Origin of the sequence: Brevibacillus sp. HB1.2 (assembly GCF_013332495.1) — a bacterium.
GTDB lineage: Bacteria > Bacillota > Bacilli > Brevibacillales > Brevibacillaceae > Brevibacillus > Brevibacillus porteri.
In genome coordinates this window covers 403,340-418,965 of the sequence record NZ_JABMIU010000001.1, presented here as the reverse complement: position 1 = coordinate 418,965, position 15,626 = coordinate 403,340, and the positions used below count along the sequence as shown (strand labels likewise).

The 15,626-nt window shown below is 47.1% G+C and carries 11 protein-coding genes; 10 read left to right on the top strand and 1 reads right to left on the bottom strand.

The features are described from left to right. Window positions 1–22 precede the first annotated feature (22 nt). The 10 genes from HPY28_RS01760 (at window position 23) to ybaK (ending at window position 14,755) form a co-directional block, all read left to right on the top strand. Entirely contained in the window at window positions 23–1,018 is a 996-nt protein-coding gene (locus HPY28_RS01760) for an aliphatic sulfonate ABC transporter substrate-binding protein (RefSeq protein WP_173621712.1), read from the top strand. An 80-nt stretch (window positions 1,019–1,098) separates the two neighbouring features. Next, entirely contained in the window at window positions 1,099–1,959 is an 861-nt protein-coding gene (gene kynA, locus HPY28_RS01755; protein WP_017248335.1) for a tryptophan 2,3-dioxygenase, read from the top strand. Window positions 1,960–2,158: 199 nt separating this feature from the next. Then, a complete protein-coding gene (locus HPY28_RS01750) occupies window positions 2,159–3,259 on the top strand; it encodes an ATP-binding protein (protein WP_026043067.1) in 1,101 nt (366 codons plus the stop codon). Beyond that, the gene (locus HPY28_RS01745; RefSeq protein WP_174229975.1) at window positions 3,220–5,622 is read left to right on the top strand and encodes a DUF5682 family protein; all 2,403 of its coding nucleotides are present in this window, start codon (window positions 3,220–3,222) and stop codon (window positions 5,620–5,622) included. The genes HPY28_RS01750 and HPY28_RS01745 overlap by 40 nt, the downstream gene beginning before the upstream one ends. Beyond that, on the top strand, window positions 5,607–6,746 hold the full coding sequence (locus HPY28_RS01740) for a VWA domain-containing protein (RefSeq protein WP_017248338.1): 1,140 nt from the start codon (window positions 5,607–5,609) through the stop codon (window positions 6,744–6,746). The genes HPY28_RS01745 and HPY28_RS01740 overlap by 16 nt, the downstream gene beginning before the upstream one ends. A gap of 19 nt (window positions 6,747–6,765) precedes the next feature. Then, the gene (locus HPY28_RS01735) at window positions 6,766–10,233 is read left to right on the top strand and encodes a DUF4132 domain-containing protein (RefSeq protein ID WP_174229974.1); all 3,468 of its coding nucleotides are present in this window, start codon (window positions 6,766–6,768) and stop codon (window positions 10,231–10,233) included. A 2-nt stretch (window positions 10,234–10,235) separates the two neighbouring features. Continuing rightward, window positions 10,236–11,894, top strand: coding sequence for a hypothetical protein (locus tag HPY28_RS01730; protein ID WP_174229973.1), 1,659 nt, complete (start codon window positions 10,236–10,238; stop codon window positions 11,892–11,894). A gap of 24 nt (window positions 11,895–11,918) precedes the next feature. Beyond that, a complete protein-coding gene (locus tag HPY28_RS01725; RefSeq protein ID WP_017248341.1) occupies window positions 11,919–12,209 on the top strand; it encodes a hypothetical protein in 291 nt (96 codons plus the stop codon). A 373-nt stretch (window positions 12,210–12,582) separates the two neighbouring features. Then, window positions 12,583–14,160, top strand: a complete 1,578-nt coding sequence (locus tag HPY28_RS01720; protein ID WP_174229972.1) for a glutathione ABC transporter substrate-binding protein — start codon at window positions 12,583–12,585, stop codon at window positions 14,158–14,160. Between the two features lie 115 nt (window positions 14,161–14,275). Next, a complete protein-coding gene (gene ybaK / locus HPY28_RS01715; protein WP_174229971.1) occupies window positions 14,276–14,755 on the top strand; it encodes a Cys-tRNA(Pro) deacylase in 480 nt (159 codons plus the stop codon). A 40-nt stretch (window positions 14,756–14,795) separates the two neighbouring features. Here ybaK and HPY28_RS01710 read toward each other — a convergent pair whose 3' ends face one another. Then, window positions 14,796–15,620, bottom strand: coding sequence for a hypothetical protein (locus HPY28_RS01710; RefSeq protein WP_174229970.1), 825 nt, complete (start codon window positions 15,618–15,620; stop codon window positions 14,796–14,798). Window positions 15,621–15,626 lie beyond the last annotated feature (6 nt).

The following is a 15,626-nucleotide window of genomic DNA, read 5'->3' as shown; positions in this document are numbered from 1 at the left end:
TGGCTAAGGAGTGTGTCGTCACATGCTTAAAAAAGTGTTCAGTACTGTTATCGCATCTCTATTATTGATGGGGATTGCAAGCGGCTGCTCTACTGGCGGAGCAGCATCCTCTGAGAAGGAAGTAAGGATCGGATATTTCCCAAATCTGACCCATAGCGCCACGATCATCGCGCTGGAGAAAGGCTATTTTAAGGAAGCCTTCGGTGCTGATATGCAGATTCAAACAAAAACGGTCGCCAATGGCGGATTGTTTATGGAAGCAATGGCAACGAAGGCGATTGACGTAGGGACAGTCGGGCCAGGGCCGCTATTGAACTTTTATGTCAAGCATCCTGGGTATCGTTTGATTTCAGGAGCGGTTAATGGTGGAGCAGTGCTCGTCATGAATGGTTCAACCAATATTACGGAACTAAAAGATTTAAAAGGTAAAAAAATCGCGATTCCGGTAATCGGAAGCACGCAGGATGTCATGCTCAGAAAAGCACTGAATGAGGTTGGTCTGAAACCGACGACGAATGGTGGAGATGTGGAACTGTATGCTGCGGCTCCAGCAGATACGGCAGCATTATTCGTGCAAAAATCCGTCGATGGTGCAGCAACTCAGGAGCCGTGGGGATATGTACTGGAAAATCAGGCCGAAGGAAAATTGCTTCTGGATTGGGATCAATTCGCTTGGGGGAAAGAATCAACCAATACGGTGGTAGCAGCCAGCGATGAATTTCTGAAAAGAGAAGGATTGGCAACCGCCTATCTGCAAGCACATAAAAAAGCAGTCAAATTCATTCAGGAAAATCCCGAAGAAAGCCAAGAACTGATCATCAAGCATTTGAAAAATCTGACTGGCAAAGAGCTGAGCAAAAAAGAAGTGCAGGCAGCCTTTTCCCGTTTGGAAGTAACAACGGAGGTCAATGATAAAGTTATTCAGGAAATGGCAGATATTAGTCAGGAAGCCGGCTATATTTCCAGTAATAAAATCGACGGCTTGATCGATTTGAAATATTTAGAAGCAGCGAAATAATATCGGGTGAGAAGGATGGAGATTCAGCAGGAGTAACGAGAGGTAGAAAGGAATTAGATGGGAAAGGAGGTCATGCCGCGATGAGACCACATGAACAAGGAAGTAATCAACCGAACGACACCTCATTGGAGACACAGATTCACACGGATTTCCAAAAAGAAATGACGTACGGCGATTATTTACAGCTTGATCAAATTTTGTCGAGTCAACAATGTCAATCCACGCATCATGATGAAATGCTGTTTATTATCATTCATCAGGTGAGTGAGCTATGGATGAAACAAATTTTGCACGAACTGTCAGCAGCATATGAATGCATCTGCAATCATGATCTGGAGCCTGCTTTCAAAATGTTCGCGCGAGTCTCGCGTATCCAGCAGCAATTGATTAAATCGTGGGATGTCCTTTCTACATTGACGCCAGCTGATTACCTCCAGTTCCGTGACAAGCTGGGTCATTCCTCCGGATTTCAATCCTATCAAAACCGATTCATCGAATTTACGCTAGGATATAAGAACCAGCATGTCCTAGCGGTGTATGCACATCAACCAGAGCTTCATTCCCAAATGAGTGCGGCCTTGCAGCAGCCCAGCATTTATGATGCGGCGATCAGGGAGATGGCTGCTCGTGGCTTGCCGATTGATCCGGAATGTTTGAATCGCGATTGGTCACAACCATATCAACCAAATCAGAGTGTAGAGCATGCCTGGCTGACCGTGTATCGAAATGTGAACCAGTATTGGGATCTGTACGAGTTAGCAGAAAAGCTGGTGGATATCGCCAGCCAGCAACAACAATGGCGTTTTAACCATATGACGACAGTCGAACGCATCATAGGCCAAAAGCCGGGAACAGGAGGGTCATCAGGCGTCATGTACTTACGCAGAGCACTCGATCACCGTTTTTTCCCGGAGCTTTGGAGCTTGCGGACACAGTTGTAAAAAAACTCTTCAAAAAAAGCGAGAAAAGCGTCTTGGGGACCCAGGGCGCTTTTTAGCATGTAGTACTCTTTTCACATCTTTTCACATATCTTTCCTAATATTGGGTACAAATACCCTTCTTTTCCTAACAAACATATGTTTTCATTTTTAGTGGTATACATATATTTCAAGAACAACCAGAAATGGAGTGGGCATTTGGATGGAAACAATGAAACCACCTATGGAAGTGTTATATGCAAAACAGCTGAATGCGCTGCGTTCCCATGATACAGGGACAAAACCTCCCAATTGGCTGATGTCGCCAAGAGCTGTGCGCGATTTTATTTTAGGAACGGATGAACCTCTCTCTTATGAGGGCGAAAGTATACCGATTACGAAGAAGTTCTATGGAGACGATGTGCTTATTGAGCGTGCGATTGTCACGTTGGCAGGCAATCGCGGCTTGATGCTCGTCGGTGAACCAGGAACGGCAAAGACGATGCTGTCTGAGCTGCTGTCTGCGGCCATCTCCGGTACGAGCACGAATACGATCCAAGGCACCGCTGGCACGACAGAGGATATGATCAAATACTCGTGGAACTACGCGATGCTGCTGGACAAAGGTCCTTCGCTGCAAGCGCTGGTTCCTTCGCCGCTATACACCGGTATGAGCAAAGGAATTATTACGCGATTCGAAGAAATTACCCGTTGTCCGTTTGAGGTTCAAGACGTGTTGATTAGTGTTTTGAGCGACAAGGTGATGAACATTCCCGAGCTGTCAGACGGCATCCTGTTTGCCAAGCCCGGTTTTAATATCATTGCAACAGCGAACTTGCGGGACAAAGGCGTCAATGAAATGAGTAGCGCGCTCAAACGCCGTTTTAACTTCGAGACGATCGCGCCGATTAATCATGTGAAAATGGAAGCACAAATTATCGAATCCCAAGCAAAAGTAATTCTGGAGCAAAGTGGCGTGAATATCGAAATCGATCGAGATGTGGTTGAGATATTGGCGACGACCTTCATGGAACTGCGTATGGGCGAGACCAAGGAAGGATTCAAAATCGATTCCCCTCAATCCGTGATGAGTACAGCCGAAGCCGTATCCGTCTATGTCCAAAGTGCAATGACGTCCCATTACTATGATGGCAGGCCCATTTCCATGGATCGACTGGTACAGAACATGCTGGGAGCGGTCGTCAAGGAAAACCAAAAGGACGCAAATATCCTGAAAACCTACTTTACCAAAGTGGTCAAAGAACGGGCAAAGGAAGAGGGTCTATGGGGAACTTATTACAGCGAGAAGAAATGGATCAAATAAACGGTCAAGACCGCTTCATAAAATCATTCGTCGAAGAAGAGGTCTACAACCTTAGCAAACAGGTCGTCTATTTCCCGGTTCGTCATCATAGTCCTGCCTGCTCGTTTCATTTGAAAAAAACGATCGAAGAGTATCAACCGGAAATCATTCTGATTGAAGGCCCGGACCATAGTAATCATATCATTCCGATCTTGACGGATGAACGGACGAAACCTCCTGTGAGCATTTATTACGCGTACGCCTCAGGGGAGCAAAAATACGTCTGTTACTTTCCGTTTCTTCTGTATTCGCCGGAATATGTAGCCTTGGTTGAAGCAAAACGCCGGCAGATACCTGCTGCTTTCATTGATCTAAGCTACGGAAGTCGCCTGGAAAGCTTGGAAGACGGCCATGATTTAAAAAAGAAGAATGAAAAGCTGTCCTATCACGATGAGCGCATGCTGGCAGGCTCGCAGTTTATTCAGCGATTGTGTCAGACGATGAAATGCCGGAACTTCGATGAGCTGTGGGAAAAGGTATTTGAGATTGATGGTATCCGCAAACAGACGCAGGATTTCGTCAAGGATGTCTTTGCCTACTGCTACCTGTCTCGAAAATGCTATGATGACGCTACTTTGGAAGCGGAAGGCGATTTAATTCGCGAGGCGCACATGCGTCAAAAAATTGCAGAGGCAAAGCAAAAGCATGCGAGAATTCTCGTGGTTACCGGGGGATTTCATACATACGGACTCATCGAGGAACGCAAGACTTCCTACAAGATACAAAAGGTGCAGGAAGAAAAAATATATCCGATGGTGTACACGTACCAGGAAGCGGATCAGTTGAATGGATACGCAAGCGGGATGCCGTACGTTCACTACTACGAGAGTGTGTGGAAGGCACTGGAGAAGAAGGAGCGTGCTCCCTTCTCGAAAAGCGCCTTGGTGTACCTCCCGCAACTGCTTAAAAGGCTGCGTGATAAAGGAGAAACGACATCGACTGCGGATGCGATTGAAGCGTACAGCCTCATGAATGGCATGGCAGTCATGCGGGAAAAGGCCGAGGGCGGCGCCTATGAGTTGATCGATTCCGTTCTCTCTGCTTTTACAAAAGGCGAGCGCTCGATTGCAACCTCACAGCCGATCGAGACATTGCGAGAGCTGTTGACAGGAGACGGAATTGGTGAGGTTGCTCCAAATTCACTGGATGTGCCTATCGTTCGCGATTGCAAAGACAGATGTAAATCACTAAAGCTCGCGATCACGACAACAGGGCGTAATCAGAAGGTGCTAGAGCTGTATGCCAAGAAGTCACATCGCGAAGCCAGCCAGTTTTTTCACTGCATGCAGTTCTTGGGTACAGAATTTTGCGCGAAAGAATCCGGACCAGACTGGATGAACAATCGAAATGTCAATCTTGTCCGAGAAACATGGCGCTACAGCTATTCCTCCTTCGTCGAAGCCCGTCTGATCGAGAGCTCAGTTTACGGTGGGACGGTGAAGGAGGCAGCTGCGCAAAAGCTAGCCGATATGGTAAAAGAAATGCCGCAGCACCAGAGCCATGAGCTGGCAAAATGGCTTATGATGGCGGTCGTCATGGGATTGGAAGAGTTGTCGGAAAGGCTCTTTGAATCTGTAGAAGGGTCCGTTAGGCAGGATGGACATTTTCTCTCTCTTTGCAAAACATTGAAGACACTCACGATTCTTTTGGAGCAAAAAAGGTTGTTCGGTCTGATCGAGACAGAACGGCTGGAGAACCTGGTGGAAGAAGTATATTACCAGGCTGTGACCAAAATCGTCGAGCAGGGAAACCCGAACCCCAACGAACTGGATGAGTTGGCGGATCAGCTCAAATTCCTGTACATGCTGAGTGAGAAGAGACAGGCGGATGATTCCCGAGAGGTATTCAGTGATCAACTGCTGGAATTGCTGCGTAACGACAAGCTCCCCGCGAAAATGGAGGGGGTGGTGGTCGCAATCTTGTGCAATCTCGAAGTGATCGAACGCGCAGAAATCTCCAGACGTGCGCGTGCCTATATGTTCGGCTCGCCTGAGCAAATGCTGCATACCGCCGCGTATTTACATGGCGTTTTTATCGTGGCTCGTGACTACCTCTTTCATCAAGAAGAAATCTTGCGCGATCTGCATCAGATGATTACATCCTTGGCCTACGACGACTTTTTGCAAGTGGTGCCTGAACTGCGATTAGCGTTTACATATTTTAGCCCAATGGAAATTAGTATGCTCTCGGAAAAAGTGGCAGCTCTCTTCCAAACGACGGTGGAACAAGTCACGAATCCAGTCATCGATGAGCGTACCTTGCGTGATGCCCGCATGCTCGATGAAGCGATCAAGGAGGAGTTTGCCAAATGGAACCTGATTTGAGCCGCGAAGCCTTGAACCGCTGGCGGTTGTTATTGGGCTCTCATGCCGAGGAATCATTGGAAGGCAGCGGGGTCTATCAATCATCCGAGTTTTCCTATCAAGAACTAGACTCGATTCTTGAATTTTTATACAACCGTGAATACGGCGAAGAGCAAGGCTATCGAAAAGAAGGTGGCCGGGGAGATTCGGCATTGACGGTTCCCGTCTGGCTGAATAAAATCCGCAAGCTGTTTCCCAAAAAGACGGTAGAAATCCTCGAGCGGCAAGCTCTGGACCGCTATAACATGAAAGAGCTGTTGACAGACAAAAAAGTGTTGGAAAGCATGGAGCCCAACATGACCCTCTTGAAAAACATCCTCCAATTTAAAGGCAGGATGAAAGGAGAGGTCGTGAAAAGTGCAAAGGAAATTGTACGCAAGGTCGTAGACGATCTGCGGCGTCAGCTGGAAAATGAGGTGCAGACCAGCATTGTCGGCAAACGCAATCGCCACAAACGCGGCTATACGAAGTCGATGAAAAATCTGGATGTGCATAAAACGATTCGCAAAAATTTGAAAAACTACGATCGCAAAAAAAGCAGGTTTATCATCGATGAGCTGTATTTCCACAGCAATATCCAGCATCACAACAAATGGAACATCGTCATTGTCGTGGACGAGAGCGGCAGTATGATGGACTCTGTGATTTACAGCTCCGTTATGGCAAGTATTTTTTACAAGCTCGCTGCCTTGAAGACGCATTTGGTTATTTTTGATACAAAGGTCGTTGATTTGAGCGATAGACTGGATGATCCGGTCGATGTGCTGATGAGTGTGCAACTTGGTGGGGGGACTCATATTGCCCAAGCGCTCAAATACGGAAGAACACTGCTCGAAAATCCATCGAAGACGATATTTATCCTCGTCAGCGATTTGGAGGAGGGCTATCCGATCAAGGAAATGTATCGCCAAAGCAAGGAAATTATAGACGCAGGCTGCAAGTTTTTAGTGCTGACGGCTTTAGATTTCGAGGGCAACGCTACGTACAACCAGCATGCTGCAAGGGTATTGAGCGATATGGGAGCAAATGTCGCCGCGATCACGCCTGATGAGCTCGCGCAGTGGATTGGTAAGGTTATCAAATAGAGAGAAGGAGGAGTAAGGAATGGTTTTACGAAAGACAGATCTGAATCCAGTTACGAAGAAATTTGTGGAGGAATTTATCAGTGCAAGTGATCGAAACAAGCATTTGTACGATCAAGTGGCTGATTACGTTGCAGGTGACACAGACGAATGCCCGGCAATCGTAGAGGACCCGCGGTTTTACAGCTATACGGTTCGATCCGAATTTGACAAGCTAAAAAAACGCGGAGAAGAGCTGGCCTTCTATCGAGCAGCTGTGCTGATCTACAAGGCTAGCAACCGTTTTTACGATAAGAAAAATGTGATGGATGAATGCTTCCTGGACCAGATCGAACTGCAAAGTATGAAGGAAATCAATGATGCTGACATCCGTGCAAAAGATCAGAAGGCATTGGAGGCCATGAGAAAAACGGTCGAGCATTTCGGACATACGTTGTTTGGCGAATTTTTGTTAAAAGCTGCAGAGGATTATCGCGCAAGCATCAGCCGTGATTACTCCTCGACATTTGATCGGGCCGAATTTTTGCTATTCATTTCGTATGCGTACACGATTTCTCCGAGCTTATTGGAAGAAGCAAAAGAAAAGCTGATGCCGATCTACTATTACCTGCTTACAGGTGATACGCGCGAATATATAAAAGAGCTGCATACCATTGCAAAAGAAGTGGTGACCATGCAGTTTTCGAGCAACAATTTACTGACCAACGAGTCATTGTACCCTTCATACGTCAAAGAGAAAAAGGCTGCACTGCGAGATAAGTATTATCCAGGAGAGCAGGTCAAGGAAGGCTCCCTTTTGAACCAGAAACATTTGAAACGTTTTATGGAGCTAGTCATCAGCTTGCTGTACTTCCGCATTCACGTCAAAGGCGGGATCAGTGCATTCCTGAAGAAGGAAGAGGAGATGGATCGGGAGCTGCACAACACCTTGCAAATCCTTTTTGACATGTTCCCGCTTGATATCTTGTCCGAAGATAAGAGACTGTTTGGACTCGTACACATGGAGGAGCCTTACGATCTACTGCTGGGACTGCGCGAGCATTTGCTATCCCCGCCGACAAATTGGGAGCAAGTGAAGCAGCTGGTGCAAGAAGACGTAACGAAATCAAGACGAGCGCTTGAGCTTGCTTCGATTCCGATGGTCAAAGGATTTTTACACAAAACGCTGGCGGCAGAAGGCGTGGATCTCTCCGATTTCCAGCCTTCTTTGGAAGGGATTATTCAAGACGCGCTGCGACGTGCGAAGGGCTCGACAAAGCTGGCGAACTATCTGGATGACAAAGCTGTCCTAGAGGATGTGCTCGAGCATGTGCATCTGGAAGACTTACAACTTGTAAGGCAGCAGATGATCCTGCTGAGCTTCTTGCCTGTGGACCATCCGTTTATTGCTCGTCTGATTCCGTTCATGTGCCAATACAAAGACAAGTCCAATCGCAGAGTAGGCCATATGTGCTTCGCTCATGCGTTCCAGGATCGATTGACCGGTATCATCGATCATTACCAGAAGGACGAAGCTGTAGATATCGAGACACTTTTCTACCAGATTTTGTCGATCAAGGAGACGCACTATTATTACACAGACGTCAATGAAGAGGTGTATCGTTCGTTGGTCGTAGCGAATCCGGAAATGAGTCTGGCTCATTTTGACAAGCTGGATACAGAGCTTCGCGTGTTTGTGATGCAGACCCTATTAGCGGCAAAGGAGAAGCTGTCAGAGGAATTGCGCAACCAAGCGATTCTGCTCGGTTTGGGTGACAGCTCGAAGAAAGTGAGCGGCCTTGCTGGTGCAGCGTTTCTTCAGGCCAAAGACAAGGAGCTTTATTTGCACGTCTATCAAACCGAGAAAAAAGCAAAGGTCAAGGAAATGGCGCTTGATGCGATTCGCTCCTTGGACAATAACAAGGAGATTTTCCAAGAGCTGTTGACAACAGAAAAGAGCAGCAAATTTAAAACGCTGCTACAAACATTTATCGACGCCGAGGAGCAAGGGCCAGATGCGAGCTTGACCCATTTAGGCAACCTGACCGACAAGCGCAAGCTCACACGAATTAAATGGATGCCACTGGAGCGCATGCCAGTCCTTCGTGACCAAGACGGCAACGAGCTGGGTCAGGAAGTAATGGAGTACATGCTAACCGCTTCCATCGATTTTCCGACAGCGCCAAACCAGTTGGTACTTGACTTGAAACCGTCTCTGCAAGCGGCATCTGTTGCTGACTTTACCGTAGAAGTTTTGCGCACATGGCTCGATAATGGAGCAGTCGCCAAAGAAAAATGGGTCATGCCGCTCTGCGTCGCTTTCGGAGATCGACGTATAGTCGATACGATTGGTCAGATGATCAAGGATTGGACAGATCACTCTCGCGGTGCTTTGGCTGCGGATGGCGTGCGTGCTCTGTCGTTCTCGAATGATTTGACGGCGCTGCGTCTAATTGACCAGATCAAGCGTACGATCAAAAACAGGCAAGTCAAATCAGCAGCAGAAGAGGCGCTGTCCATGGCGGCTGCGAATCAGAACATTTCTGCGATGGAACTGGAAGACCGACTGGTTACTACGCTTGGCTTCGATGCGTCCGGCAAGCAAGTGTTTGACTACGGGGACCGCACCTTCACGGTCAAAGTCAGCAACGAGCTGGAGCTGGAAGTCACGAACGACAGCACAGGAAAAGCAGTCAAAAATCTGCCTGCACCGTCCGCGAAAGACGATCAGGAGAAGGCAGAACAAGCACGTTTGACTTTTGCTCAATTGAAAAAAGACCTAAAAAATATGGTGAAAGTGCAATCTCTTCGTCTGGAGGAGTCCCTGTCTAAATCGCGTTATTGGTCAACGGCAGCATGGAAACGTCTCTTTGTGGAGAACGTTTTGATGCAAAAATTCGCAATCGGGCTCATCTGGGGTGTATACGAGGATGGTAAGCTCGTAGATACGTTCCGCTATATGGACGATGGGACATTTAACACCGTGGACGAGGATGAGTATGAGTTGGCAGATGAGCAGCTCATTGGTTTGATTCACCCACTGGAGCTGGACGAAGAGATGTTGAACGGTTGGCGTACTCAGCTGGAAGATTACGAAATTACTCAACCATTCGAGCAGTTGAATCGTAAAGCGTTCCTGCCTACGGAAGAAGAAATAAAAGCCAATGAATTGCTCCGCCTACCTGTTGAATCATATTCACCTACCGCTTTTGCGAAAATGATGGAGAAATTCGGCTGGGTCAAAGGTACGCCGCTCGATGCCGGTTATTATTATGAGTTTTACAAACTGTATGACGGAATGGTGGCTGAGCTGAAAATCAGCGGGGCGAGCATTTCGTATTGGGAGGGCATGGAGGATGTGAAGCTGGAAGCGTTGGCTTTCTTTCCGAATAAAGATGCCGAGTACAAGCATTTTTACTTCAAGCCAGTGGATCGACTGAAGCTCACCGATATTCCAACACGCATTTTCAGCGAAACCGTCTATGATGTCATGCGAGCAGCAGGAAAATAACGATGGCGGATTTTACATCAGAATTTCATCGGTTTATCGCGCTGTGCAACGAAGAGTATCTTATCAAATACGCGAACAAAGGAATTTACAATCGTTCCATCAAGGAAATGGAAAAAGGAATGAACGTTTCCTACGAGTTCGGGGACGATTACGTCGAGTGTGCGCTGTCAGATGACAGCGTATGCCGACTTCATGCAGATATTAATCGTTTTTCCTGCTCATGTCCATCTGACAAGATATGCAAGCATATCATCATCTCCATCGTCTACTATGCCCAAAACCATTTGCAAGCAGGAGCAGAGACCGCAGAAGAGCTGGAGACCTACAAGCCTGACTTTAGCTGGCTCTTGCAATTGCAGCCGACTCACATTAGCAAGGCTTTTACCCCAGCACAGCTGGAAGAAGTGTTGTTTCGCCTCGACTATTTCGAGGAAATGGAGATCGTTGAAACATCCTTTTTAACCATGACATTGCGCACCCAAGATATATCCGTATCTTTTGACAGTGAATCGGAGATCGGGAAAAGCATGTGCTCCTGCAAGGCGAAAGGCAATTGCTTGCACAAGCTGGAGGTCATTTTGCGCTATCGGGCCATGCATCAGCTACAGGATCGTGAGCAGTTACAAGCATCCGTAACCGATGTCAGCTACGAAACAGATGTTGTAGCGGAAGCCAAATCGCTGATCGCAGAGATTCTTGGCATCGGCTTGGCGAAGCTATCCCAGACAATTTGTACACGGCTGGAGCTGCTTGCTATTGCTGCGCATAACGGCAATCTTCCCCGCGTGGAAAAGGACATTCGCGGCATTCATGGGGAGCTGAACTTATTTTTTCAGCGCCATGTCAAGTTTTCAACGGAAGCGCTGCTCGATCGACTTTCCCGGGTGTATCTTAGTTTGATTGCTCTAGAGAAGATCGATCACACCGAAGCGAAAAAGCAGCTGCTCGGCAGCTTCAAAAGTAAGTACCATATGGTTCCGCAGTTAAGTTTGTATGCTTTGGGAGCAAATCCATGGGAGACGCGGTCAGGGTACAAGGGGATTACGTATTACTTTTATTCGCTCTCTGATCAGCACATCTACACGTATACAGAAGCGCGCCCCGTGTATTATGAAGGCATATCCTTTTCCTTTAAGGACAGCTATAAAGGCAAGGTACCCTGGGGCGAGTTGATCTCGATGGAGGAGCTCTCTCATTCACAGGTCATCCTGACACAGGCGAAGACGAATCGGGAGCAGCGCTTGTCTTCCAGCGAGGATACACGGCTAACCATCGTTCCTAGGGACAATATCGAAGAGTTGGATCTCGGCAAGGTGCTTGTTGGCGACTGGTCAAGTGGCTGGAAGGACACGGCAGGCGATATGTTTGAGACTGCGTTGGACTCGGTTTTTATATTGAAAGCGAACAAGTTCAATCAAGTCGAATTCGATCAGAAGACACAGCAGTTGCTTCTGACGATCGAAGACGAACAATGTCATTCCCTCCAATTGAGCATCTCCTATCAGGGGGAATTCGTCCGCAATATACGTCATCTCGAACAAAACAAGCGGCTGCTAGAGTTGCGCGATGTGTATTTGCTTGTGCAAAAAATAGGAGATGGGCTTTATCCGATCAGCATCATGCAGGGCAAATCGCTGACGAGCTTTAAGTTAGACCTATAACGGTGAGGGAGTGGACGTAAAATCATGGAGGAGTTATATTCCTTTACCGAAAACCTGACTGATTGGCAGGAACGCTTGTTACTCAAAGGAATCCATAAGTTTGACAGGCAAGATTTGCAGGAGCTGAAAAAGCTGCAAGAACTCGCGACCGAATACGATATGAGCTTCCTCGCCTCATTGATCGAAGACCTACAAGTGGAAGGCAATCGCTATTTGCAGGAAGTAAAAGCGGATGCGGAGTTGTTAACGCAGCAGTATTTGTATGTGGTGCAGTACGTCAATATGATGAAAAAGCCTATGACTCGATCATTGTAATTCGGGTGAAGGATAAGGAGAGAGATTCTTGAAGAGTCTCTCTTTTTTCTATGGTCGGTACGTATAACTAGACTCACTGCGATCCCCGGGATGGAAATTTTCAATATGGGGTGGCCATTTTCCGCGACTATCATCCGTAGAGGGTATGACATTTTGATGAATACATATATGGGCTGTTAAAAAGTGAATTTGTCAGATAATCTTTGAATCACTTTCTCTCGCTGCCACAGGGGAGAGTTTTTTGTTTATATACAAAGTTGTAAAGAAACTGAAAATAAAGGTAAACAAAGTGAAAATATAATGACTGAATATTATCTAAAATAAAACATGTTTGAATGCTAAAACATTTGCAACAAGAATTGGGGGAACACAGATGAAAAAGAAGAGCTTTTATCACACGCTGATTGCCATGACAATCGCGGTATCTGCGGCTTTGGCAGGGTGTTCGTCGGGGCAGGATGCGTCCACTAGCGCTGGACAAGCAGGGGGTACTGCAGAAGCTGGCAAAACAGGAGGAACCCTCGTCATCGCTCGTCTGTCCGATGCGAACAACCTCGATCCGCATTTCCTGTCCCAAATCCCTTCAGCAGCAATCGTTCATCACAAAGTATACGAAGGGCTTGTCCGCATGGATAAAGAAAGCAAATACGTCCCATCTCTGGCAAGTGAGTGGAAGCAGCTCGATGACTTGACGTGGGAGTTCAAGCTGCGCCAAGGCGTGACGTTCCATGATGGAGCACCTTTCAATGCGGAAGCGGTAAAGGCAACGATCGCTCGCGTTCAAGATCCTGCCGTTGGCTCCAGCCGGATTAATATGTTTGAAGCAATCAAAGAAGTGAAAGTAGTAGATGAGTACACAGTACAGTTTCTTCTGAATTACCCGTACGCACCGCTCTTGTCTGTTTTGGCGAGTGCAGAGGGAAGCATCATCAGCCCGAAAGCCATTGAACAATATGGAAAAGATTTGAGCAAGCATCCAACCGGTACGGGTCCGTACAAATTCGAAAAATGGACGCCGGGCCAAGAAGTGGTTCTCGTGAGAAACGATAGCTACTATGGCGGTACACCAAATTTGGATAAAGTTGTTTTCAAAACCGTACCAGAAGACACGACTCGCCTCGCCATGGTTGAGACAGGTGAAGTTCAAGTGGCAGAAAACCTGCCTGTGACGGACATCGATCGCGTGCAAAATTCTCCATCGATGCAGTTGGGGCGATACCCTGGGTTCTCTGTCGATCACATCGGGTTGAATACAAAGAAAAAGCCTTTTGATGATGTGCGTGTCCGCCAAGCCATTGCCCACGCAATCGACAAGAAAACCATTATTGAAGGCGTTTACAATAGCGTAGGAACGCCAGCTCACTCCTCGATTACACCAGCGATGGTTGGGTACAGCCCGAATGTAAAAGACATTCCGTATGACGTCGAGAAAGCCAAACAATTGCTCGCAGAGGCTGGATATCCGAACGGCTTCAAAGCAAAAATCGCGTTGAATGACAACAAAGCACGAATTAGCGTAGCCGAGGTTTTGCAGCAACAGCTAAAGCCAATCGGTATTGACCTGCAACTGGATGTTATGGAATTCGGGGCGTATATCGAAGCAGCATCCAAAGGGGAGACAGACCTGTTCATGAGCGGATGGGGGAATGCTACGGGCGATCCCGATTACAACCAGGCCAACCTGTATCACTCAAAAGCACATGGCGCACCAGGAAATCATTCCTTCTACAACAATCCGGAAGTAGACAAGCTGATTGACGAAGGACGCAGAGAACCAGACGCAGAAAAACGCAAACAAATCTATGAAAAAGCACAACAAATCGAAATGAACGAAGCTCCGCTTATTCCGTTCCGATTCTCCGAGAACTTGGCGGCAATTCAAAAGAATGTACAGGGTGTATGGATTAGCCCTGCAGGCCATATCGAGATTGATGAAGTAACGATTCAATAATACGAGACGCCGCTGACATGCTTGTGTCAGTGGCGTTTTTTGGTTGAAAAGTAGAACGCCATCCCCTAAGATAGATTATATTTTGTTGACCAGCGTGTAGTGGAGGTGGACTGGCGTGAAGCAAGGAAAAACGAATGCGATGCGGATTTTGGATAAAGAAAAAATCGCATACACCATGCTGACATATGCAACGGATGATGGGAAAATCGACGGAATTGCCGTCGCCCAAAAGATCGGTCGCGAAAAGAATGTTGTCTATAAAACATTGATTTCGCAAGGGTCGAGCAAATCGTATTATGTGTTTGTCATTCCCGTTGAAGCCGAGCTTGATCTCAAAAAAGCGGCCAAAGCAGTCGGAGAGAAGAAGATCGAGATGATTCCCGTGAAGGAGATCACCAAAGTATCTGGCTATATTCGTGGTGGATGTTCGCCGGTGGGGATGAAGAAATTGTTTCCAACGGTGATCGATCAACGAGCACAGTCGTTAGAGACGTTCATCGTCAGTGGCGGAAACATTGGCGTCCAGATCGAGATGGCAGTAGAGGGCTTGTTACAAGCAACGAAAGGCTCCTTGGCAGATGTATCTGCAATCTAAAGCAAAAAGGCCACGGCATTAGCTGTGGCCTTTTTGCTATTTATAGAAAGAGTCCCGTCCAAACCTGGATAGGGGTGTCGCATGAGCAGCAGTTCAATTCACCAGCAAGATAAGGAAGATGGGCAAGCAGCTCTTTATCCTCAATCTCAAGCGCACGGCGGTATAATTTCTGAAGTCCGCTGTCATTTGTCATGTCCGGTTTTTTGGCGATGATTGAAAATCGTTTCGCTGTACCGTGAGAAACGGGATCGTCTTCGTAAGCGAACAAAATCTCCTCTTCCTCGTCTGGCCATATGTAGATAGACTGTTCGCACATCGGACACACCGTTACATATTCGTCTCCCGCCGAAAAGGTGAGAAGCATGTTGGCAATGTCTTTGTCCCCACGAAACGCAGCGTCCGCAGCCAGTATGTAGCGCTTGTCTGCATCATGCTCTCCCATCTGTGCTAGGTGAAGGATTGATTCTGTTTGCTCTGTCAGTGATAGAATGGAGCGGTGGTATTCACGGTAGATCTCTCTGATGGTCTCTTGATCCAATAAGGGTGTGGAATCTCGTAAAAACTCCGATGGCACATCCATATGAGGAGCATTTTCGCTACTGGCTTCGAACATGCCGCAGGTTATGAAGATGTCCAACAGAATATCAGGGCTCTCTGTTTTTAAAGCGATCTCTACTAAATAGGGGACTGCAGCATATGTACATGGATAAATCGTATTTTGATGATACAGAAACTCCCAATACAACTCTTCTTTTTCTTCGGAAAAATAGTCGTGCTGAACATGCTGGATGAGCGCAGGGACGCCATCAGACAAACCATAAGGACCTTGTAGCTTACCCCATAATGGACTTGCTAAATCTAGCATCAGAAC